General features: G+C 37.5%; 24 protein-coding genes and 1 tRNA gene. 17 read left to right on the forward strand and 8 right to left on the reverse strand.

From position 1 onward, the window contains the following. Nucleotides 1-335: 335 nt before the first annotated feature. On the reverse strand, nucleotides 336-953 hold the full coding sequence (locus IM793_RS23325) for an XRE family transcriptional regulator (protein WP_193425700.1): 618 nt from the start codon (nucleotides 951-953) through the stop codon (nucleotides 336-338). A gap of 126 nt (nucleotides 954-1,079) precedes the next feature. On the opposite strand from IM793_RS23325, the gene IM793_RS23330 reads away from it, so the two are divergent. From IM793_RS23330 to IM793_RS23345, 4 genes are all read left to right on the forward strand, one after another. Further along, nucleotides 1,080-2,246 (forward strand): hypothetical protein, encoded by a 1,167-nt coding sequence (locus IM793_RS23330; RefSeq protein WP_193425702.1) that lies wholly within the window; start codon nucleotides 1,080-1,082, stop codon nucleotides 2,244-2,246. Continuing rightward, the gene (locus IM793_RS23335; RefSeq protein ID WP_193425704.1) at nucleotides 2,218-3,063 is read left to right on the forward strand and encodes a HEPN domain-containing protein; all 846 of its coding nucleotides are present in this window, start codon (nucleotides 2,218-2,220) and stop codon (nucleotides 3,061-3,063) included. Before IM793_RS23330 ends, IM793_RS23335 begins: the two co-directional genes overlap by 29 nt. 443 nt (nucleotides 3,064-3,506) lie before the next feature. Next, nucleotides 3,507-4,346: a 5-dehydro-4-deoxy-D-glucuronate isomerase gene (gene kduI, locus IM793_RS23340; protein ID WP_193425706.1), complete on the forward strand. Its 840-nt coding sequence runs from the start codon at nucleotides 3,507-3,509 to the stop codon at nucleotides 4,344-4,346. Nucleotides 4,347-4,412: 66 nt separating this feature from the next. Then, the gene (locus IM793_RS23345; RefSeq protein WP_193425708.1) at nucleotides 4,413-5,177 is read left to right on the forward strand and encodes an SDR family NAD(P)-dependent oxidoreductase; all 765 of its coding nucleotides are present in this window, start codon (nucleotides 4,413-4,415) and stop codon (nucleotides 5,175-5,177) included. A 151-nt stretch (nucleotides 5,178-5,328) separates the two neighbouring features. Here the strand turns inward: IM793_RS23345 and IM793_RS23350 are convergent, their stop codons facing one another. After that, on the reverse strand, nucleotides 5,329-5,955 hold the full coding sequence (locus IM793_RS23350; RefSeq protein ID WP_132403240.1) for a carbonic anhydrase: 627 nt from the start codon (nucleotides 5,953-5,955) through the stop codon (nucleotides 5,329-5,331). 894 nt (nucleotides 5,956-6,849) lie between these two features. Then, on the reverse strand, nucleotides 6,850-7,491 hold the full coding sequence (locus tag IM793_RS23355) for a Crp/Fnr family transcriptional regulator (RefSeq protein WP_193425710.1): 642 nt from the start codon (nucleotides 7,489-7,491) through the stop codon (nucleotides 6,850-6,852). Nucleotides 7,492-7,569: 78 nt separating this feature from the next. On the opposite strand from IM793_RS23355, the gene IM793_RS23360 reads away from it, so the two are divergent. The 4 genes from IM793_RS23360 to IM793_RS23375 all read left to right on the forward strand — a co-directional run bounded on the left by IM793_RS23360 (nucleotide 7,570) and on the right by IM793_RS23375 (nucleotide 9,386). Further along, a complete protein-coding gene (locus IM793_RS23360) occupies nucleotides 7,570-8,265 on the forward strand; it encodes an HAD family hydrolase (RefSeq protein ID WP_193425712.1) in 696 nt (231 codons plus the stop codon). Next, nucleotides 8,262-8,906 (forward strand): chloramphenicol acetyltransferase, encoded by a 645-nt coding sequence (locus IM793_RS23365; protein ID WP_193425714.1) that lies wholly within the window; start codon nucleotides 8,262-8,264, stop codon nucleotides 8,904-8,906. Before IM793_RS23360 ends, IM793_RS23365 begins: the two co-directional genes overlap by 4 nt. A gap of 72 nt (nucleotides 8,907-8,978) precedes the next feature. Continuing rightward, complete coding sequence (locus IM793_RS23370; protein ID WP_193425716.1) at nucleotides 8,979-9,185, forward strand: hypothetical protein; 207 nt, start codon at nucleotides 8,979-8,981, stop codon at nucleotides 9,183-9,185. Between the two features lie 124 nt (nucleotides 9,186-9,309). Beyond that, a tRNA-Ala gene (locus tag IM793_RS23375) sits at nucleotides 9,310-9,386 on the forward strand. 781 nt (nucleotides 9,387-10,167) lie between these two features. Here the strand turns inward: IM793_RS23375 and IM793_RS23380 are convergent. The 3 genes from IM793_RS23380 to IM793_RS23390 all read right to left on the reverse strand — a co-directional run bounded on the left by IM793_RS23380 (nucleotide 10,168) and on the right by IM793_RS23390 (nucleotide 11,996). Continuing rightward, nucleotides 10,168-10,512: a type II toxin-antitoxin system PemK/MazF family toxin gene (locus IM793_RS23380; protein ID WP_193425718.1), complete on the reverse strand. Its 345-nt coding sequence runs from the start codon at nucleotides 10,510-10,512 to the stop codon at nucleotides 10,168-10,170. Then, entirely contained in the window at nucleotides 10,499-11,056 is a 558-nt protein-coding gene (locus tag IM793_RS23385) for a hypothetical protein (protein ID WP_193425720.1), read from the reverse strand. The genes IM793_RS23380 and IM793_RS23385 overlap by 14 nt, the downstream gene beginning before the upstream one ends. A 664-nt stretch (nucleotides 11,057-11,720) precedes the next feature. Next, nucleotides 11,721-11,996, reverse strand: coding sequence for a hypothetical protein (locus IM793_RS23390; RefSeq protein ID WP_193425722.1), 276 nt, complete (start codon nucleotides 11,994-11,996; stop codon nucleotides 11,721-11,723). Nucleotides 11,997-12,472: 476 nt separating this feature from the next. Between IM793_RS23390 and IM793_RS23395 the strand changes: the two genes are divergently transcribed. Further along, nucleotides 12,473-13,132, forward strand: coding sequence for a hypothetical protein (locus tag IM793_RS23395; RefSeq protein WP_193425724.1), 660 nt, complete (start codon nucleotides 12,473-12,475; stop codon nucleotides 13,130-13,132). A gap of 902 nt (nucleotides 13,133-14,034) precedes the next feature. Here IM793_RS23395 and IM793_RS23400 read toward each other — a convergent pair. Both IM793_RS23400 and IM793_RS23405 read right to left on the reverse strand, forming a co-directional pair. Then, the gene (locus IM793_RS23400; protein WP_193425726.1) at nucleotides 14,035-14,577 is read right to left on the reverse strand and encodes a DinB family protein; all 543 of its coding nucleotides are present in this window, start codon (nucleotides 14,575-14,577) and stop codon (nucleotides 14,035-14,037) included. A gap of 295 nt (nucleotides 14,578-14,872) precedes the next feature. Next, entirely contained in the window at nucleotides 14,873-15,091 is a 219-nt protein-coding gene (locus IM793_RS23405; RefSeq protein WP_193425729.1) for a hypothetical protein, read from the reverse strand. A 526-nt stretch (nucleotides 15,092-15,617) separates the two neighbouring features. Between IM793_RS23405 and tssD (IM793_RS23410) the strand changes: the two genes are divergently transcribed. From tssD (IM793_RS23410) to IM793_RS23445, 8 genes are all read left to right on the forward strand, one after another. Further along, nucleotides 15,618-16,013: a type VI secretion system tube protein TssD gene (gene tssD, locus IM793_RS23410; protein WP_193425731.1), complete on the forward strand. Its 396-nt coding sequence runs from the start codon at nucleotides 15,618-15,620 to the stop codon at nucleotides 16,011-16,013. 128 nt (nucleotides 16,014-16,141) lie between these two features. Continuing rightward, complete coding sequence (tssD, locus tag IM793_RS23415; RefSeq protein WP_121288056.1) at nucleotides 16,142-16,537, forward strand: type VI secretion system tube protein TssD; 396 nt, start codon at nucleotides 16,142-16,144, stop codon at nucleotides 16,535-16,537. A gap of 57 nt (nucleotides 16,538-16,594) precedes the next feature. After that, the gene (locus IM793_RS23420; RefSeq protein WP_193425733.1) at nucleotides 16,595-17,452 is read left to right on the forward strand and encodes a hypothetical protein; all 858 of its coding nucleotides are present in this window, start codon (nucleotides 16,595-16,597) and stop codon (nucleotides 17,450-17,452) included. A gap of 13 nt (nucleotides 17,453-17,465) precedes the next feature. Beyond that, nucleotides 17,466-17,921 (forward strand): hypothetical protein, encoded by a 456-nt coding sequence (locus tag IM793_RS23425; protein WP_193425735.1) that lies wholly within the window; start codon nucleotides 17,466-17,468, stop codon nucleotides 17,919-17,921. Between the two features lie 34 nt (nucleotides 17,922-17,955). Next, nucleotides 17,956-19,794 (forward strand): type VI secretion system Vgr family protein, encoded by a 1,839-nt coding sequence (locus IM793_RS23430; protein WP_193425737.1) that lies wholly within the window; start codon nucleotides 17,956-17,958, stop codon nucleotides 19,792-19,794. Nucleotides 19,795-19,832: 38 nt separating this feature from the next. Beyond that, a complete protein-coding gene (locus IM793_RS23435; protein ID WP_193425739.1) occupies nucleotides 19,833-21,407 on the forward strand; it encodes a GH-E family nuclease in 1,575 nt (524 codons plus the stop codon). 12 nt (nucleotides 21,408-21,419) lie between these two features. Continuing rightward, nucleotides 21,420-21,944, forward strand: coding sequence for an ankyrin repeat domain-containing protein (locus IM793_RS23440; RefSeq protein WP_193425741.1), 525 nt, complete (start codon nucleotides 21,420-21,422; stop codon nucleotides 21,942-21,944). Next, a complete protein-coding gene (locus IM793_RS23445) occupies nucleotides 21,937-22,548 on the forward strand; it encodes a suppressor of fused domain protein (RefSeq protein WP_193425743.1) in 612 nt (203 codons plus the stop codon). Before IM793_RS23440 ends, IM793_RS23445 begins: the two co-directional genes overlap by 8 nt. Nucleotides 22,549-23,038 lie beyond the last annotated feature (490 nt).

Here is a 23,038-nt window from a genome sequence, read left to right on the forward strand (position 1 = left end):
CTGCGGATTTGTCACGTTGAGCTTAGCCTGTACTGAGCTTAACGAAGTATCGAAACGCCTTGCAAGATATTCAAACCAGGTCCTTCAACAAGCTACCATTGACAGACTCCAATAGAAAAGTCGTCATCTCGACCGGAGCAACGCGAAGTGGAGAGATCTTTGTACTAAGTTATTGAAATCAAATTTAAAAGATTTCTTAACTGCGGTCGAAATGACGATACTTCGAGGCCATTCACCTTCTTTATCCATCTGTCAACTTATATTGATTTTTATAAAATAAGTTAACCCTCAGGATGACATTTTTGAATACAGACTCGAACTGAAAACTACTTTACCTAAATAATATTCCTGGTAATTTTGCCTTTTATAAGGTAAAGTGCCTGGATGTTTTTTTTGCTGATTACGGTATCGCCTTTAAAATTTGGATTTGAAGAACGGAGGATTAGTTTGGTATCATCAGTATGCTGAAAAATTAGTTTTATGGTACGCAGACTGTTACTATCTTCATCCGTCATTACCACATAAGCTTCTCCCCATTGTAAAATTTCGTAATTGGTAATTTCTTTTATCGCTATAATTTCGCCTGCGGCATATTGAGGATACATGCTATCGCCATAAACCGGCAAGTAGGCCGTGCAATCGTTAAAAGGGAGATAATTTACCAGGTATTCTGCCCGATGCTCTTCTACGATGCGGTCTTTCGCATCAGATAGGCTCATGTCAAAATAAGGAACACCCTCTTTACTTTCGCCAACGGCTGGTTTCTTTTTGAAAAAAGGTTCGCCAATTCCATCTTCCAGCCAGGTTAAATTGACGTCGAATTTCATTTCTAACCTATCTTTAATAGCATTAGATACGTTGACCCTTTCTCTTAAAATATCTGATAAAGAACCTTGTTGAATATTCAATGCAGCAGCAAAATCCTTTTGAGTCTTAAAATGCAGTAATTCCATTAACTTTTTTAAGCGCTGATTTTCATTCATAAGAAATGTTGATAAGTTTTTTGAATTAATTATAGTTTAACTATATATATATTGCTAAATTCGTTAGCTAATATAATCATTTAAAAAATATACACTATGGAAGGGAACTTAAATTTTAAAAAAGAAACTGTGGCATTTATTGGTGCAATTGAAAGCTTTTTTTCTTCAAATGGCGTAAGCTACCATTTAAATTTTTTAAAAAACTGGTTAATCCCTCCACAGAACGAGTTTGATTTTTCGCCACAAAAGCACCCGGCACAGCTGTTGGTTTTTTACGAAAAACTGGTGCCGCTTTTCGATTATTCGGATTTAATTTTTAACCACATTGAAACCGATACCGCATTTGTGAAAGCGATTGGGGCTGATGAATGTGGTGTGGAACGCGAAACGGTACTGCTTGATTACTATCCGAAATTGTTAAGCAGCGGAGAAATGCAAAATCCAAAACTTACCTTTCTTGATATTTTCCTGTTTTTCCAATCAGATACCTATAAACTGGTTTACAAAGAATGGCTGTTGGCCGCATTGGAAAATAACCTCGATCTGGATTGGGATCAGTATGTTGCGGCGTTTTACGAAAATACCAAAAAAATGCTGGAGGCTTGCTGGCTCATCCACGAGAGGATTATTACCAGAAATAGTTTCAAGAAGATCGATCGCTACTACCATATGGCCATATTCGAAAGTACATCGCCTTTGGCTTTCGAACAGGAATTATTTAACGATCCATTTAAAGTGATTGAATTTTTCTTTAGCCTGGATAACCTCGCCGGGCATAAAGCTTATTTAAAAAACTGGTACAAAGCTGCCCTGGCAGAAGAGCAATGTGTGAGCGATGTGGCCGATTATTTTTTCTTCTACAACCAATTTACAAAACTGCTTAATGCGGGTTATTTAATCACGGCTAAAAAACTAACTTATCAGGGCGCCGAGGGTTTGCCCGCTGCTCAAGAGCAATTTATAAACAGCGATGCCTACCACAAAGAACTGTGCGAGGTGAATACGCTGGCGGCAGTACATATAGAAAATCCTTACCTGTTTGTGGAGTCCTTTTTTATTCCCGAAAAAATTAAACGGCTGCGTTTAGGGCTTTTAGAGTGGCTGTATGCTGCTTTCAGTACCAGGAGCAGCATTAAACTAATGGATAAGGAATTTTTGTTTGAGCAGTATGAAAGCATGATGATGATTATGGAAGCTTTTTTTGTAATGATCAATACTCCTGCATTAATTGAAAATGATGAAGGGGGTTATTATGTGGAGTAAATCTTTAAACCTGGGTCATGATGCGCTAAAAGATGAAAGCATAGTGCGTTTATTAAAGGGCATTACGGCTGCGGTACCTGCTCAGTATATTTATCTCCATAATAACTTTTTGGCTGGTAAGGCAGCGCAAGAAATGCTGATTATGGTTTCGTTTAAAAACGTGCGTATTTTAAACGAATTAACGCCGGTATTAAATATTGTATTTAACGGGCAGGTGGAATTGAGTTACCGGGTTTTCCATGTACACGAGGTGGAGCAGGCATTACTGCAGGGAAGTTTGTTTTTTTACTATGCCACCACCGCTCAAAATTGTTTATTCAGTATTTCCGGAAATTTTCTAAACGGGGTCTCACCAGAACTTGTTGCAGATCAGGTGAGCACTACGTATCAGCACGGAATTGATAAGGCCAATAAATTTTTATCGGGCGCAACATTCTATTTTAAACAGCAAGATTTAGCATACTGCGCTTTTATGTTACATCAGGTTTTCGATTTGATGTATGGGGCCATTGAAACTCTGGTAATGGGAAAGGATAAAAAAACACACCGCATTAAAGTTCATCAATTGTATATTAAACCTTATGTAAAGCCACTTTCCGAGTTATTTAATGATAGGGAAGAAGAGGTTGGCCTGTTGCATTTGCTTGATGAGGCTTATCTGGCTGTGCGCTACGAAAACAATTACACAATCAGCGAAGCAGACGTGTTACGCCTGTTTGAGAAGGCAGATTTATTGTATGTGCTTGCAGAACAGGTTTATCAGCGTATGATGAATAAGCATTTCGATCAACAGCTTAGCAGAATAGGTACGGGTTAAGTGTTGTTGGTAAACTCAGTCATTAAAACCTACCGAGTTGGCAATTAGTTTTTGTATCAGGTTATCCCAAAGCTTAAGTTAAGTTTATTGTTTTTAGCTGAAAATGAGTGTTCTTATTTCTTCGGCAACAGCAGCCCCGTTATTCGCTTTATCCCGATGGAAAAATCGGGATGCACGCTACTACCGGGTTTATGAACAGGGGGTTGTGCAAAAACTGCGAAAATTGATGTTTGCCGGCTTTTTAATGTTAAGTGTATCTGTCGCTAATAATTCTGAACAGGTGCAGCCGCACCCTGAACCAATTTAAAAGCCTGGAGCAGACAAACCATAAAAAAGGATTATAAAGTTGAGTATTAATACCAATAATAAATATCGTATAAATATATTTGCCATAGGATCTGTTATGAGTTCAGGTCCTGATCTCAAAACTCAATTTTTAACCAATGAATAAATTCGAAAGCCGTTACGCTCAAAGCCCTAAAGAAGTTAAACAAATGGATACCGCAGCTTTGCGGGAAAATTTCTTAATTGAAAACGTATTTGAGGCCAACCAGGTAAACCTAACCTTATCTCATTTTGATAGGTATATTGTTGGTGGTGCAATGCCAGCTGATCAGAAAATAGCACTTCCAAACCCTGATGATTTAAAAGCGACCTACTTTTTAGAACGTAGGGAACTGGGGATTATTAATGTTGGCGGAAAAGCTATTGTTACTGCTGACGGCGAAAAATACGAACTGGATTATAAAGAAGCTTTATACATTGGTAAAGGTACAAAAGAAGTGTTTTTTGAGTCTGCTACACCAGGCGAGGCTGCGAAATTATACATCAATTCTGCCCCTGCGCATCATACTTACCCTACTAAAAAGGTAAGCAAAGCTGAAGCGGAGATTGTAGAATTGGGTACACCAGAAACTGCTAACCACAGGATCATCAATAAATTATTGGTAAACAGTGTATTGCCAACCTGCCAGTTGCAAATGGGTATGACAGAGTTAAAATCGGGCAGTGTTTGGAATACCATGCCAGCACATACGCACGATAGAAGGATGGAAGCCTATTTCTATTTCGAAGTTCCAAAAGGGCAGAGTGTTTGTCACTTTATGGGCCAGCCGCAAGAAACCCGTCATATCTGGATGCAGAGCGATCAGGCGGTAATTTCGCCAAACTGGTCTATTCATTCAGGAGCAGGTACAAGCAACTATACTTTTATTTGGGGAATGGCCGGCGAAAACTTAGATTATGGCGATATGGATCACTGTGCCATTAACGAACTGAAATAATTCATTTCGTCTCCACTGGAGTACAGCGAAATGGAGCGATCTTTAAAATAGAACTTTAGAAAAAACATGTCTGACATATTTAATTTAGTAGGTAAAACTGCATTAGTTACCGGCTGTAAAAGAGGAATAGGGAAAGCTATGGCTTTAGCTTTGGCCGAAGCAGGTGCCGATATTATCGGTGTTTCTGCAAGTCTCGAACTTCAGGGCAGTACCGTTGAAAAAGAAATTTTAGCGCTGGGTAGAAAATTTTATGCTTACCAGTGCGATTTTGCTAAACGCGAAAAGACCCTGGCTTTTGCGGCCCAGGTAAAAGCAGATCATCCTGTTATCGATATTTTGGTAAATAACGCCGGAACGATTTTACGTCAGCCAATTGCCGAACATTCGGATGAATACTGGGATGAAGTAATTGCGGTAAACCAAACGGCACCGTTTATTTTAACACGCGAAATTGGCAGAGAAATGATTGCCAGAGGACGCGGAAAAGTAATTTTCACGGCCTCATTACTATCATTCCAGGGTGGCATTACCGTTCCTGGTTATGCCGCCAGTAAAGGTGCAATTGCCTCTTTAACCAAGGCCTTTGCAAATGAGTGGGCCTCAAAGGGTGTAAATGTAAATGCGATAGCGCCTGGATATATCGCAACCGATAATACTTCTGCTTTACGCGAAGATCAGGATAGAAGCACTTCTATTTTATCGCGCATCCCTGCCGGAAGATGGGGAACACCAGAAGATTTTAAAGGACCAACAATATTCCTGGCCTCACCGGCAAGCGATTATGTACATGGAACAATCTTGACCGTTGATGGCGGTTGGATGGGACGGTAGGTTAGTCCTTAGTCAGGAGTCTTTAGTCCTGAGTCGACAGTTTGGGATTTATATTTAAAGAAGTCAAGTTTTTAAAACTTGACTTCTTGTCTTATTTTGAAAGCCTGGATGGTTTCTATGCGTTTCGAACGCCAAACGCTCAACCGCTGAACTAGTAAAGATTATAAATCTCCTTAATATCTTTCAAAATGGCTTCGAAATCGATTTTAAGGTCGATTAATTTACCTGTATGGATATCGAAAACCCAGCCATGTACCGTTATCCCACGGTTGGTAATTGCTTCCTGCACTGCCGCGGTTTTTAACAGGTTCACGCATTGTTCCTGAACATTCAGCTCCACCAGTCTGTTGTAACGTGCACCCTCATCCTCAATGGCATTTAACTCGTCTTTATGAATGCGGTAAACATCCCGGATATTTCTTAACCATGGATTGAGTATGCCCATATCGGCAGGTTGCATTGCCGCTTTAACCCCACCGCAGTTGTAGTGACCGCAAACCACAATATGGTTCACTTTCAAATGGCGCACAGCATAGTTTAAAACCGTCATTACGTTTAAATCTACGTTGTTTACCAGGTTGGCTACATTCCGGTGTACAAAAGCCTGACCTGGTTGTATGCCCATTAAATCTTCTGCTGTAACACGGCTATCTGAACATCCGATATATAAAAACTCGGGACTCTGGCCTTTTGATAGTTCAGTAAAGTAATCAGGATTGATAGCCAGTTTATCGGCGATCCATTTTTCGTTGTTCTTAAAAACGTCTTCTACATTCATATTTGTGATTTAAATAGCCTTTTTGGATCTATAAATTATGTTAAACTGTTGTTTATGCGGATATAAAATTAACAAAGATTTCCTGATTCCGGCAGCATTCTTCATCTGTGATTGTTGTATTCAGATTGAAATAAATCGGCCATACAGATTTTCTTTTATAGATTGTTCTAACAAACTTTATCCTGAAATGTTTGCTGATTTGTTAGCTATTGAGGAAGGAAACGCAAGGTAGAAATTGTTGAGAGGTGTAGTACAGGTTTTGAATGTTAGCGCCTTCACGCTGACCTGTGGCGATAGGGGAAAGCTGCGATTGAATTAATTTCAGGTTTTATATTGCAGGCAAGAATTATTTCCAGCAAATAGGCCTATTGTGTTTAGCCCCTCTCTAAGGCGATCGTTCTGCTGATCCGAGCTATCGGATTTATTTTAGCATATTTCCTGGCTAGCTCTAACGTAAATATTGAAATTTTCCGCTCTATGCCGCGGTGGCATGGTACTTTGGAGCGCCAAAGTACCCAAAGCGCTTTGTCAATCCAGCAATGGGCCTTTTACACAACCCTACACGCATCAAAAAAACGGTGGCACTTCGTTTTGTGTTCAATAATTTTTTAAAATTAAATCATCGTTATGAACACAAAACCACTGCGTTTTAGGTTTGGCAATGCTATTTGTTCTTTCCTGCAACCGTTTTTTTGATTTCTCCGGCCCTTGGGATTGACGGCGTTCTTCGGTAAAATCTGTGTTGTATTAAAGTTGCTTAGCAAAAGGAGCAAAAAACCCAAACCAGAAGATGTGTGTACACGATAGGCAAAAAGTTGGAAAATTTCAATGACTTAAACAGATCATGAAAACACACGGTTGATTTTAAAATAGCTTTTGAGCGATAATAATAGATTATCTTAATCTTTCCAGCAGTTTTTTCATACTTGTTAGCTGCAGGATGTTTTTAAATTCAGGTGTGTCAAAACCACCCTTAGCGATTACCTGTTTCAGGCTTCTGTTAAAGCTTCTTACAGAGATACCCAGGTAGGCCGCCATGTCTTCTTTTGAAATGGAAATATGCTCATCAGCCTGCAATTTAAGCAATTTTAAAAGCGCATATTCCAAAGTATATAACTGTTGGAAGGATGCCCGCGTACTGGTTTGGATAATTCTGGTAGACAATTCCTGGAGTAAGATAGTAGTGAACTCACTACTTTTATTAATCAACGAAAGGAAAAGATGATCAGGTATAACATAGGCGGTAACCTCACTTATTGCGGCTACATTGCACAAACAATTGATCTTTTTTATAGCTTCTAATTCGCCAACCACTTCGCCCTTACCCAAAAATTCGATAATAAAATCTTTACCGTTTTCTTCAGAAATAAAACATTTGCTAATCCCATCTTTAATGATGTAAATGTTGCTGATTTTTTCGCCCTGCTCAATAAATCTATACCCTGCTTTAAAGTTTTTAAGCGTAATGGCCTCTTCTTTATTTTCGGCGCAAAAATGTTCAATAAATGACAGGAAAGTAAGATTGGTACGTAGCATATTTATTTAGTCGAGACAAATGTCCTTTTTTAAAGGTAATGGTTGCTTTACTTTTGTGGTGCTAAAGTAAGCATAACCATGAAAAATCAAATTACTGTAATTGCTTTTGATGCTGATGATACCCTTTGGGTAAATGAACCCTATTTCCGCGAAACGGAAGAGCAGTTTGCAGGTCTTTTGGAAGGTTTTATGCCCCGGCACAGCATCCTGTCAGAGCTTTACAAAACAGAAATAGCCAATTTACCCCTTTATGGTTATGGAATTAAAGGTTTTGTATTGAGTATGATCGAAACCGTTTTAAGGATCACAGCAGGTAAAATAGACCCTGTTGTGATTAGCAGGGCAATAGCACTCGGGCAGGAAATGCTCAATAAACCGGTAGAACTGCTTGATGGGGTAGAAGAGGTACTGAAAGCCTTACATGGAAAATATAAACTGGTAGTGGCTACCAAAGGCGATTTGCTTGATCAGCAACGAAAACTGACCAAATCAGGACTGGATCATTATTTTCACCATATCGAAATTATGAGTGATAAACAGGAAAGCGATTATCAAAAACTGCTCAAACACCTGGATTGTAAACCTGAAGAATTTTTAATGTTGGGCAATTCCTTAAAATCGGATGTTTTACCGGTACTGAATATTGGCGGACATGCTGTTCACATCCCTTTTCACACTACATGGGTGCATGAACACATTGATCATACCATTGAACATGTAAATTTTTACCAGATGGAAAGTCTATCTGAGGTTTTACCAAAATTAATTGAATGAAAGAAAAAATAGATATCAATACCTGGATCAGAAAAGATCATTTTAAATTTTTTAGCGCCTTTGAAGAACCTTTTTTCGGCGTAACCGTAGAGGTAGATTGTACCGCTACCTATGAAGAGGCAAAAGAAAATAATATTTCTTTTTTCCTCCTTTACCTGCACAAATCGCTGGTAGCCGCCAATCAGGTAGAGCCTTTTAGCTACCGCATTATAGATGGTGAAGTTTGGAAATACGATACCGTAAATGCTGCGGCTACCATTAACCGGCCAAACGGCACTTTTGGGTTTGGTTATATGGATTTCTATCAGGATTTTGAAGATTTTAGAACAGCAGCCAATCAGGAGATTGAAAAAGTACAGGCCAGCACGGGTTTAATCCCTTCCTCATCAGGCGAAAATGTAATCCATTATTCTGCACTGGCCTGGTTAAATTTTACTTCTTTATCGCATGCCCGAAATTATGCTTACCAGGATAGCTGTCCTAAAATATCTTTTGGCAAGCTTAGAGATGAAAATGAAAGAAAAATAATGTCGGTTTCTATACATGTAAACCATGCTTTGATGGATGGATTTAACGTTGCCCAGTTTGTAGACTGCTATCAGGCGCTGTTAAACCGCAAAGAAGTTAATGCGTATGGCTAATCTAAGCCTTGAATGAATAAAATCTAAAGGGGATTTAATACCCGGTTAATATTAGAAATTTATTTTCGGGTGATGTTTATAATTGCCGTTACTGTTCCGTTTTACCTTTTGGCTATTGTAGCCATGTGTTATATGGATACGGCTTTTAAGGCCATTATGTTTTTTGTAATGTTGCTCATTGCCACATTTGTGCTTTTTTTATTCATCAATTATCCTATGCAATCGGCATTTGGTGTAATCTGTTTAATGGCATTGTTTGCTGTTAAAATTAAAGATTAATTAAAAAGATAAATTATCATTTGCATTCGAGAAAGTATTTGCTATTTTTGCTGCTCAAGCCGGAAGCTTGTTTTCAATAATTGATTTGGTTATTCTCACTTTGGTTATTGAATATTTAAATTTTGGGGGATTAGCTCATTTGGCTAGAGCGCTTCGCTGGCAGTGAAGAGGTGATCGGTTCGAATCCGATATTCTCCACCATTAAAAGCCGATTTATTAACTTAGATCGGCTTTTTTTATTTCCAAAAAAACAAGCATTTTTGTGTGACTCAATACAAATGTTTACCAAAAGTTTACTGAATGTCTACCTTTAAAGCCTTAATAAGACCCGAGCAACAAAAAAGGATGGAACTTGGAATGTCAAAGATTATGATAACTCATAAACGAGAAATAAAGTTTATTGATACGCCTATTTTTGTAATCAAGTTGGGCATTTCGGTAAAAATGGCCGCCCGTTCCGCATTTAAACTGTCACCCCATTTCGCTTTAAAGTGACCACCTGTTCCGAATCAAACTGGCCATTCTGATCTTTCAATCAGCTTTTTTCACGGCTGGCTTTCGGGAATAATTTTCAATTTCTGCATAAAATAAAGGCTCCTGGGAGCATATCTACAATTCGGGTTGGACTATGGTCACTTCGCTGTTTTGAAGGGGTTATGGTGTTTTTTTAATCCTTCCAGTACCTGCGAATGGGTTTTGATCGTTAGGAAGTCTGAATTGAAGATAAATCCGGCAGTAAGATGGATTAAACCGAAAAGTCCTGAGGAAAATGGATTTGGATCCGAAGTGTATATTTGTTCAAGGGGGAAAGGAACTTAGATGTGCATCATCCGGTAATCAAATTGGTGGCCAGTTTGGCCCGAAACAGAGGGGTCACTTTCACCGAAATACACAAATAGATTGCGTAACGATTTCCATATACGAAAAGATAACAATAAAAACATATCCAAAAGATATGTTTTTAGGTAAATAAAAAAGTACATCAATTGTCCTTCTTATATTCTTGATAAAGTTCGTTTATTTTATCAATGAGTTCTTCAGGGCATTCCCCAAGATAGCTATGTATTTCATATTTAGTTAACTCTACTGTCTCTCCGATGCTGATGTATGTTGGCTCCCATAAGCCCATCTCATTATAGTTCTTTGTTCCCTTATCTATGAAAATGCAGGGGCCATATTTAGATTTATCCGTTTTGGTACACTTAACAACAAGGTGGTCGTCAATAGCATCTTCTAAAAGAACCGCTGGCCTCTTTTTCGATTCATTCGGATTATCTTGAAATGGAAAATAAACTAATAAAACGTCTCCTCTCTTATACGCAGGCATTATTGGTGTAGAGAGAATCGTAAATAGAATTTTTTTCATTCTTCCAATCTGATAGATCGGAGTTTTGATATGCTTTTTTTAACCTGTCAAAAGAATCCTGATTAAGAGAGGGGTCCTGTCTCTCAGGATAAACAATGGATGTCATTACAGAGGCAGTATGATTAACTCGATTTAGGTAACCCATTATAGATTTTAAAAAGAACTTACAAAACGGAAATTTAGTCTTTTTTAATATGGAGATAACAGGCACTAATTTCAGCTCAAGGGCTTTATTAACTTTTATGAACCTAGCCTCTAACTTCATCTTGCCGCGTTCATCAGCTTCATTAAAATGTGCAATAAGTGATTCTAAAATTGTATCTAGCTTTTTATAATTTTTTCTTATTATCAAGCCAGCTCCTATTAATTGAAATGGTAGTGATAATGATAGTCCAACTAGACCTGAATATTTTTTGATAGATCTCCTTGAAGACTGCCAATCTTCAATTACCTTAGAAAATTCGAATAGCCTGTCGAATTCTTGGTCATGAGTTATGGTTGTCATAGAATACTTTCTTTATACATTGTTAATAATAGACATCCTCTTGGAGAAGAATGTCTCGAGCGTTAATTAGATAGACTCCAAAGTTATACCATTTTCGCTAATTATAGTAATGATCATAGTAACGAAGATAGTGATGCTTGAAGTAATAACCATGGCAGTGAAGATAACTGTGGTAGAAACAATTTGTATTGCATAGTACATGTATAAAATTTCAAATGAGCCTAAATTTGGCGCCTAGGAGGAACGATCGCGATGATATCAATGATGTAGCCTTAAAAGGTCACTTCTTTTATCAGAAGTGATTTAGTGACTTGTAAATTCGATGAAATTTGATAACATAAAATTTTTTATGTGACTTTTTTATGACAATTTAAATCTGTGAAGATCATCAATTTAGCGATTTTATGGCTGTTTTAGTGAACGGTCTAGTCAATTTATTTAATACTTTACCATCATTTTATCAACAATTGAACGTGAATTGAAGAGGATTTTTACCTCACTCTTAAGATACTACTTGGGTGTAAGCTGTCAAGTATCTTCTAAGAGGAGTCATATGCTCACGGTTATCCTTATCAGCAATACCCAATCCTTGTATACGAGTTAATATTGACGAACTTACACTTCCTCCGTCTTGTTCAAATCTTACATACTTTATAAAATTTGTTCATTCTCCAACATCCTTTAACTCTTTAATTTTTTGTGCAACTGCTTTGGGAATTGGATCATCAGTTATTGTGGCTAAAATTTTAGGATTCAGCAGTACTTTCAATAAGTTGTCAATATTCTCATTAAATAATTCGACATCTTTTTTCTTCGAATTTAATAGAGTTTCTGTTACATGTAGATCAGTCTTAAGTTGTTCATTAGAATCTTTTAAACTTCTGTAGTTTGATCTTTCTGCTTGAAGATTGTTTTCCTGGTCAGAATTTGAATTTTGCAATGTAGTAATGGTGATTTGTTGATCGTTTATAGATTTATTTTTTTCCTCTATTTGAGTTAACTGGACATCATAGTCTCTTGAAAGGCTTCATCTGTATACCGGTCACCAAACACAACGTGTAAAGGAGTTTTTTCATTTTAAGAGTGAGCTAATTTAGTTAAGGTAATTTAATAAATTAGAAATGATTTTTCCTAATAATTTCAAGTAAATTTTTATCTGTCAGGTAGATAACTGTGTAGATGCTAAATGTAATTTGGTCGAATTGGATCTTTTATAGATAATGATTCATCGTCCTCTGATTTTCTTTAAGGATTTCGTAATTGTAGATTTTCGGTTCTAATTGGTGATATTTGATCTATACCAAACAAGTTAACGAAGGTTATGGATAACAACTACTACTCTCCAAATGAATTTATGAAAATGAAAAGCCCGAGCATTTCTCTTTTATATTGTCACAACTTTAAACAAAACAAATTATGTATAACAACGAAGAATCTAGAGGTCTCATAGGGCCTGCTTCAAACGAAATAATATCAACCACTATAGACCTATCAGTAGACTATGCTGAGCTTTCGCTGGATAGTTTTTTAGAAACCGGTATTCTTAAGGAAATCCCGTTTGTGAAATCTATTTATGCAATTTACAAGATAGGTGCGGGCATAAAAGAGTTTCATTTTACCAAGAAATTTATGACTTTTCTAAGAGAGTATCATTCCCGTACTATAAGTGAGGAGAAACTCATTGAATTCAAAAATGATTTTCACAATGATAAGAAATACAGAGAGAAAATAACTGAAAGTCTAATTGTTTATAATGACGCATTTCTTCAGGTCGAAAAATCAAAAATCCTGGCAAAGCTTTTTGCATCTTATGTTGAAGGGACATATGACTGGGGGCATTTCAATCATCTTTCCACATGCCTTAATTCAGCCCATCCTAAAATATTTGCTTTTTTGGAAGAGTTATCACAGCACAACTTTGAAATTCCAGAGAATAGCAGAGAAGATTTTCCATTGAAATTAGACATGGAAGCAATGGTAATTGCAAGTGGACTTGGATACTCTTACAGCTCGTGGAGCGCTGGTTTTGAGCTTAGCGAATTGGGAAAAGATCTCTACAATTATGGATTACGATAAAAACGTAAATTTTAGAACTTCTCATCTCTGTATTCTTTTGGAATAGATTTTACCAGTACATTAAATACTGAACAAAAAGTATTTAGTGTAGCTATTCAGGAAAAAACAAGTAAATTCAAAACAGTTATTTTTGTTTAAATTTTCCTTGTAAATACTTTTGCTTTAAAGAAACACTATATCACGTTATTTTGTGCTTTTGAAAGAATTCATATCAACTGTACGGGGTTCGATTTGGATCGCTGAATTTTGGCACTCTTTATTCTTTTGGCGAATTTGCCAATATGAGATGTTCAATATACATCTATTTTTTGTCTTTTATTGACAGCATGAAAGACTAAAAATTTATCTTTATTATGTAATAGGCTTTTTTTGCTTAGATTCTACTGTATTGAACAAAGGTAAGTAATGGAATTAATTATTCAACTGAAGTCCCTACAAGTGCACTTGAAGGGAGAATTGAAAATTCTTCCCTTTTTATAGAAACTATTGGAAGAACACTCATGTTCAGTAATTGTCTTGATTTGTTTTGGACTTATAGGGCATTTAATAATCCAACCAACACCAATTTAATATGTCTTGGCGTACTACGGTTCTACCGATTAATGGATTTTAATAAAATATTTCTTATTCAAGAGTCTTTGACGAAAGGAGAAGATTAAACTCAGCCAGTAAACTTGAATGTCTCTGTAAAATAGATTGCTTATTAATTTAGAAAACGGTGTAAAAACGGACAATTTGGAAGAAATTCCCATTTTTTATTAATTTTTATTTGTGGATAATAATGTATTCATCACTTTGTAGATATATAATGTGGCTTAAAAGTGGTTTGAACAATGTTTTTTGTTTAACTTTATTTTAAGCGTTTTTTTTGTTTAATGGTTGTCTGAGTTTTCTAAGTTTCATCATGCTGTGTGCTTTGTAAACATTGCAGTGGTTTGCCTGATTTTTAGATGTGGTTCTTCATGGCTGTAATTCATCCCCGATAGCAATTTCAAATAGGTGAAAATTTTCCTACTGTGCTCTGCTTCGTGATAGTTAGCGGCTTGCAATGCCTGGATATGATTTTTTACTTGGAATCCGATAGGTAACTCAAAGGGTTCATAGTTGATAAATAATCCAGATTCCAGATCTAATTCAAGTTGGTTAACTGTTTCAATCAGTAACCGTTTCACCTCATTAACATCTGGAGTAATTTTCCAGGTACGTGGGGACGATCCAATTTTGAAGGGCTCCATAAATTCTTTAGTGATATACATTGGTAATCCGCTACGCATGTACATATGCCGCTGTTGAGAAGTGATGCAATGACCAATTTGCCAAATTATATTATTGTTAAAACCTTCTGGAATTTTAAATAATATTTCGGAATTAGTTGTTTCCATTAACTGGTAAAGCCTGATCCTGCTTGCCCTTAAAATTTCACATTCAAAACGCTCAATAATCATTTATTTGGTTTAAGTCCTTCGTTATAGAAGAAACCGTAATGTTCTCTAAAGTAAACTTTTCAATATCAAAGTTCAAAATTTATCTCACTAGAAATCTAGCCACAAAAGGATGATATTGATGGTTTGCATCTATTTTGTGGTTAATACAGGCAGCCCACGCTTTATAACAGTTAATAATAGATCAGCTAGATACTTTTTCGGTTTGTTGTAAATTGTAACCTTATTTTAGGATCCATTATATGAGCGGGAAAGCTTGTAACAGATTGCTGTTCTGGTTTGGAGCGTATTTGCCTGATCAGGGATGCAAATTTCCACTATACATGCCGCCGTTAAAATGACCTGCGGTTGTCTGCGTGATGAACAGCACAATATCAGTGGTTTGAGTAGCCAGAAAGGTTGGACTTTCCATTTCAACTAACTCATCTACATTTGAAAGTTGTTTCTGCTCCTCAAAGCCTCTACAACGTTGTTTATGAGTAGTTGAAGATTTTTCCGGGACAGTGAAAGTGCTCAAAATCCCCCTTAATATTTTTATGCATCCATAAGACATACTTTTTATGATGGATGCCGGAACTTCTTTAGTGTCGCCGAAGACTTGAGCTATTGCTACCGATTTATTTAATGTATGGTGAAATTGGCTATAAATCACGGGCTTGCTGGTTACTTGGTTCAGTGGTACGAAGTCATTAGGCTCTGGGCTATTCTGCGTAAACAGTTATCTCTGTTGTGCTCTTTACAAAGCTACTGAAATATTAACTCAGGCGATACATTGCTGTACTGATTAGCAGTCAGCATACTATGCACCAGTTCATATATTTTTACTGTGTAAAACTACTTAGTTGTATGTTGATAAATTCTTTTAAAAAGAGTTAAAAACAGCCATTGAATAATCAGGATTGCAGTTTTTTGAATTCCACATTCTATCTTTTGGTTTGGTAATGAGGGATATAGGTAAAATATTGGTTTGATTTTTGTTGGCGTCCTAACGCAGCGGATGCTGTATAGACAATCCATTTTCAAACCTTTTAAATTTTAAACTTATGGCTTTCAAAGCTAGATTAAATTTTTCAGGCAAGGAGTACGATGTGCTTCACTGTGCCTATTCATTAAACCGCGATGTTGATGCTAAAGGAAGACCCTCTTCCGGAGTTTACGGCGGTACCATCGATATCGAGATCGAATCAACCGAAGACACCTCCATTATTGAGGCGATGGTAAACAATCAGTACAAACCCATTACAGGAACCCTTCTGATCAAAAAAACAGAGGAAGATGCCAAAATGAAAGAAGTAGAATTTCAGGACGGCTACATTGTTAAATATTCCGAAGGAATCAACATTGTGGGCGATCACCCTATGACACTCAAGTTCCAGATTTCAGCACGCAAGCTTAAATTAGGAAACGCCGAGCATCTTAACGACTGGCCAAAAGCCTAGTCTAAGGTTGAGGGTAGGAAGGTTGAAGGTTTAGGGGCTAAAATGCTTAACACTAAGTACCGTGCTCTTCGCTCCACGCCAACCGCCCACCGCAATTCATTCATTTCAAAACATTTAAACTTACTACAATGGCATTTAAAACCAGATTAACATTGGGCTCAAAAGAGTTTGATGTCCTACAGTGCAGTTTTTCATTAAACCGCGATGTTGACGCAAAAGGCCGTCCGTCTTCAGGTGTTTATGGTGGAACTATCCACATTGAAATCGAATCAACTGAAGATACTTCAGTGATCGAGTCAATGGTCAATAACCAGTACAAACCACAGGCCGGTACCATTATCTTCAAAAAAGGAGAAGAAGATGCTAAGATGAAGGAATTGTCTTTCGAAGATGGTTACATCATCCAGTATAACGAGGGGATCGCGGTTAATGACAATACCCCGATGACCTTAAGTTTTGTGGTATCTGCCCGAAAACTAAAGCTGGGTAACGCCGAGCATACGAACGACTGGCCAAAAGCTTAAATTTTTATATTTGAGGTAGGAATGTAATTGCATTTCTACCTCATAGATCATCTAATTATGGGAAGGATTGATTATGCAAAACTGCTTCGTGATAAGCGGTTGGATATTGCTATCGGTATTGGTTATGAATTTGCTGGTGAAAAGCCCGATATTACCAATGAATTAAATAAAATAGTAATACTATTAAATCAACATAAGTTTATCAAAAAAACAGGAGATAATTACGATACTTTTTCTACCCGAAAACCATTTATTCTAATAAAAGGAAAAGCACCTGTAAACATTGATATTTATGTCTATCTAACCAGTTCATATAAGAAAAATCCGGCTCAAACATTTGGGTCTTTTTTGGCAACAAAAGAGATTGTGATTTATTCTGGTCATGCCCGTGTTGGTATAGGGCCAGATTTTGATGACAATCATTCCAATAAAGAAAACTTTATCATTGGATTAAATACCGTGGCTCACGCTAATAAGCAACTTAAACTGCAGCAATCTCCACATGATAAATCGTTAAGAACCAAGTATCTCAAAGGGATCGAATCCAGAAAAGATAACGATTTAGAAAATATTACAAAAAAGAACCTTTTTAAGGAAGATTTGTACCAGGTGTGGTTTTTTAATGCCTGCTCATCCATTGATTATATTGATGAGATTAGAGGGAAATGGTCTATAAAGGATAAGAAGAGTAAGTTTGGTTTAGTAAAAACAGAACATGGCAATATTAAATCAAGAGATAATCTGGTTTTTTTTGGAACAAACCAGAGTGTTTATGCAGATGCCGAACCTATACTAAAAAGCTTGTTAGAAGGTAAAAGCATGGAAGATATTATTAAAACGATGTATAAATATGAAACGGATATTAAGAAAAAGAATATGGAAAGAGATACCGGGAACCCTTATTTTTCACAATAATAAATAATAAAACATGAAAATTTTTCTTCTCTTGTTATTGGTCACTGTTTTATCCTGTACGGGGAATCAGTCTGTAAAAAAAGTAAACCAACCCGATACTTTGCAAACTTCAAAAAAGAAAGATATGGTAAATATTGTTAAGTTAAACGACATTCAAACTAATGATTGGGAGAAAATAAGGATGGAGGTAATGCACAATTGCATTGGCCCCTGTTTTAAGAAATATAAAGTTATCGATGATTGTGAAAATTGTAACCGCTTATTAATGGGCTATTCTATTTCAATAGATAGTTTGGGTAAGGCCGTTAAAATAGAAAAAATAAGAGAAGAAATAGAATGCTCATTAAACAAAGCTCAAATAAAAGAGCTTAATGAGCAGATTATAACCTACCTAAAGAGTAAGGAGTTCCCGCCATCTCTTCGCAATATTAGTTTTGAGGCTGGTGTTGGCTTTATATTGAGATGCTAAGTTAACCTCAAATCATTCATCTAAACTAAAAAACATGTCTACAGCAAATAAGGTAAGGGCAGAAATATTTGTAGATGGCGAAAAAATAAGCCATTTTACCTATCTTAAACTGGCCCAATCATTTAACAATCACCACGATTTCGAACTGCACTTAAGTCTGTTCGATCTTGGCCTTGCAGGAGCATTTGATGTTTACCAGTCAAGAAACTGGATAGGCAAGGATATCACGATCGAGCTTTTTTCTGCAATAGGCCAATCGGCAAACAAGTTCAAAGGCCTGGTAACCAAAATAAGCGTGATAAAGACGCATGGACAGAGCGGAGGATATGTGCTAAGCGGCTATAGCCAAACTATTAAGCTGGATGGCGGTGCACTTATGCGGTCATTTAACCAGCTGGATATAGAGGGTATAACCTCTAAGGTATTAAAGACCGGAGGCGTTAACGTAAAGATCAATGTAAACCGCAATACAAGTCTTGGATATTTTACCCAGTACAAAGAAAGTAATTTTGATTTTATAAACCGGATTTCGGCATTGTATGGCGAATGGTTTTATTACAACGGAGAGCAGTTGTGCTTTGGGATGCCCGACAAAATTGAAGAAACCCAGTTGGTTTATGGCCGCGATATAGAACAGATGGACTTTTCCATGAGAGTGGCCCACCTTAATTTTTCAAACTATTCCTATAATTCAGAAAACGACGAGGTATTCAGTGGTACGGCAAAACCGGATAACGGCAGCTTGTCGGAGCACAGTATTTTTGCCATCCAGCAGTCACAGGAAACTTTTAGCGGAGAAAACAATACACCGTTGCGCAATCGCATCACTTCGCAGAAAGAACTGGATGATATCCTCAAGGTAAAAAAGGCAGCCGTTTCAAATGATCTGGTTGGTATTAATGCCGTGGGTGATAATCCAGAGGTTGCTTTGGGCCGTATTGTTAAGATCACCAATTCGAAGCGCGAAGAATTAAATTTTATAGAACAGGATGAGGGAAGTTACCTGGTGCTCTCGGTTACGCACGAGATCCAATCGAACAACGAATATAAAAACCATTTTTACGGTATAGATGCAGGGGCCGATATTATACCCGTATACAATATTAAGACCCCGATAGCCGAAAGCCAGATTGCTAAGGTGGTTGACAATAACGATCCCAAGGGCATGGGCCGTGTAAAAGTGCAGATGCTTTGGCAAACAGGAACTGATAAAACCGAGTGGATCAGGGTACTGACTCCTGATGCGGGAAGTAGTGACAAGGTGAGCAAGAACAGGGGCTTTGCATTTGTACCGGAAACTGGTGACCAGGTGCTGATCGGTTTCAGGTACAATGATCCTAACCGGCCATTCGTAATGGGCAGCATGTACCACGGCAAAATCGGGGCTGGTGGTGGCGAGACCAATAAAACCAAAAGCCTTACAACAAGGAGTGGGTGTGCAGTTATACTCGATGACAGCACAGGCAGCGCTACGGTAAAAGACCCTAGCGGAAATGTACTGGTGATGCATGGCGATGGAACCATTACCCTCACTGCACCCAATTCATTCACTATAAACACTAAAGATTTTGTTGTGAACGCCAGCAACAGCATTGCCGTTAATGCACAGCCTGCCGAAGAAGGTGGTGGTGAAGGTACCATTAACATTAGTGCAAAGAAAACAATTGCAGCTACAGCGGATACCGAAGGTATTACTATCGATGCCACTACTATGGGTGTGGCCATTACCGGTAAAACAGATGTAAGCTTACAGAGTACATCTGCCATAGCCAGCTTAATAGGGAGTACCATAACTAAAATTAATGGAACCGATGTTAAAATGAATGGGACTTCAACCGTCAGGATAAATTCTTCAGACACAGATATTACGTAATCGTTATGGAAGGATTGGAGTATATAACAAAAAAAGCAATGATGCAGTGCACAAACGGTGGTGCGCCAGGATTGTTTACGCCTACATATAACCAAACAACAAAAATTAATAGTTGTTTAGTATCAACCAATAACGATAAAATTCCAATCACAAATATACCTTCATTCGTTGTTTGTAAAAAAACGCAAAAGCCTTGCGTTCCGGTGAGTACCGAGTGGCAGGATACTTATCCGGTAAAGGTAAAAAGCGCCCAAACGCTTATAGGTCAGAGTTGCATGACTTGTGGTATCGGTGGTAAAATAGAATTCTTAACCAGTGGGCAAGTACCTCTATCTCCCGAAGAAGAATCTGAATTAAACGAAATGCGGGATGGGGTTAAGAAAAACTTTGAAGCGGAACAAAAGGAGAAAAATAAACCTTGGTGGCAAAAAGCAGGGGAATTTGTTGTTGACTGTGTACCAGTGATTGGCCCCATTGTTAGTTTGGTAAAGAATGTTAGTGAAGGGAATTGGGGAATGGCATTATTAGATGTTGGTTTTCTTGCGCTGGATGTTGTTGGTGTTGCCGGTGCTCCCTTTACCGGAGGTGCCTCACTTGCAGGTAGTACGGTGGCTAAAGTAGGCATTAAACAAGCCATTAAGGCTGGAGCCAGGCAGGTAGCAAAAAAGCTAAGTAAAGAGGCTTTAGAGGCTGCGGCAAAACAAACGGCAAGACAACTCGAAAAACTCAGCGTAAGAAGCCTTACAAAAGGTAAATTATGTGTGTTTGCATGTTTTCCAGCAGGCACTCCCATTGCTGTTAAGGACGCATTAAAAAATATCGAAGAGATAATTCCAGGAGAAGAAATCTGGGCGTGGAGCGAGAACAAAAAGGACTATGCACTTAAAAAAGTGACTAGAATAATAGAAAGTGAAACAGATATTTTAGTAAGACTTACCGTAAATGGTGAAACGATCGATACCACTCCAACCCATCCTTTTTATAGCAAGGGAGAATGGGTAGATGCCGGTGCACTTGAGCCTGGCGATATGGTAATGCTTTTCGATGGTACTGAGGAAAAGATAAAAAGTGTTGATTATGTAATAGAAAACGAGGACTATGATGATCAGGAAATAGATTTTTCCAGTAGCAGCGCGCCGGATGCTATGGATTTATTGAGCGGCAGAAAAAAGATAAAAGTTTATAACTTTGAGGTAGAAGACTATGAAACTTTTCATGTAGGTAAGCAGAGGATTTTAGTTCATAATGGCCGGATATGCTTAAAAAATCTTACTGAGGACGCCATAAAAAAAATCCGGACGGAAATGCTGGAAAAGGGATACCGGCCTAAATACAGGAAGGGCCAGGTTCAGAAGGTCTGGGATAAGGCATTAAAAAAAGGTAATGGAAAAGTTAAATGTCCAAATACAGGTAAAACGCTAAAGTGGAATAAAAAGAAAAACAGATTTGATCAGTGGCATATGGGGCATACCAAAGACAGTAAATGGAGCAAGACTGTTAAAGATTATAAGGACGGAAAAATTACCTGGAAAGAGTTATTGGACAAACACGGAGATCACAAGAATTACGTGCCAGAAGACCCAGTAGGCAATATGAGTCATATGCACGAATAAATAAACTTATATATGGAAGAACAATTTTTAGATGCTGTTGAAAAAAGGGATTTTAATAAAGTGAACACCCTGATTAAGGATGGTGCAGATGTCAATTTTGAGCATGATACCGGAATGACCGCTTTATCATGGGCCCAATCGGAAAATGATCTGGAAATGGCTGAACTCCTGCTTAAAAATCATGCAGATTTAAATTATAGATACAAAACTGAAAAATTTAAAACTGTTGTACAGTCCGCCGCGCTTGATGAGCAGCTTGACATGCTCAAACTCTTTTTGAAGTACAAACCCGACCTCAATATTAGAGATGGCTTTGGCAATAATGCATTATGGTCTGCCTGTTATACCAATAATTTGGAAATTATAGAATTGTTGTTAAAACATGGCGCGGATGCATATACTAAAAACAAAGTTGGCGAAATTCTAGTCGGCAAAAAAAAGCAACCAATGGGGGTAAGCCACAGTCCTTATTCGCTGGCTTTAGAAGATGAAAACGAAGAACAATTAAATCTTTTTGAAAAATATAAAAATGGATAACAGCCAGGGAAGACTACAAGATTTCAGGGAATATATAGAAAGAATATTTCTTCAGGATCCGGAAATATTTGCATTTGACTCAACTGTTAAAAGTTGTCCACCTGTGGCCTCGTTTAACTATGAAAATGTACCTGAACAGGATTATATTACGTCTATCACATTCGGAGTGTCAGAATTTAACAATCCGGAATGGACTGAAGGGCGCCCGGAACTGATGTTAACGGTGCAATCTACCGATATGAACTGGGGAAAAGCACTCGCTTTTATAGGGGCCGAGCTTATTGAAGAACATAATTTCGAATATGGCGAAGTGATACATTTTGGCAATCAGATATCAGAAGAGTCTAAAATGACTTCTTTTTTTGTATTTGCCCCATCAATACTTGAATCAGAAGATTACGAGAATATTAAAATCGAAGATAGAAATATTAATCTGGTAGCATTATATCCAATATATAAAGAAGAGGAAGAGACCATTGAGGCTGTAGGCTTAGAAGAATTTATGAAGCACCCTTCTTATGATATGTACAGTGTTACCCGCGCTCCCATTATAATTGGTTCCGACCAAAATAAATGGCTACCATCTGATTGGAGTAAAAATTAATAGTTTAGAAAAGCCTGATCGTTATCTATAGTTAATTGCAAAATAAAACATTATTTGCCCCTCCCAACAATTTGGTATATGGTGAATAGCTATAAGTCCAGGGCTTGCTGGCTACTTGTTTTTGGCAGAAAGGGGTCGTTGGATTCTTTTTTATCTGGCATACCTTAGAATATATTAATTGCTATTGAAACTTTTAACAATTCACCGTAACCTTATTTAAGATCCAATTTTATGAGTAGGAAAGCTTGTAACAGATTGCTGTTCTGGTTTTAGCATATTGCCTGATCAGGAATGCAAATTCCCACTATACATGCCGCCGTCAAAATAACCTGCGGTTGTTTGCGTGATGAACAGCACAATGTCAGTAGTTTGAGTAGCCAGAAAGGTTGGACTTCCATTTCAACCAATGCACTTTCGCCGCCTACCTATTAACTTGATGCCAGCCGTTACATAAACTTAGTGTGTTATTATTTACGTAATCAGTTACGTA

It is taken from the genome of Pedobacter sp. MR2016-19 (assembly GCF_014947265.1).
In the GTDB taxonomy this organism is placed as follows: domain Bacteria; phylum Bacteroidota; class Bacteroidia; order Sphingobacteriales; family Sphingobacteriaceae; genus Pedobacter.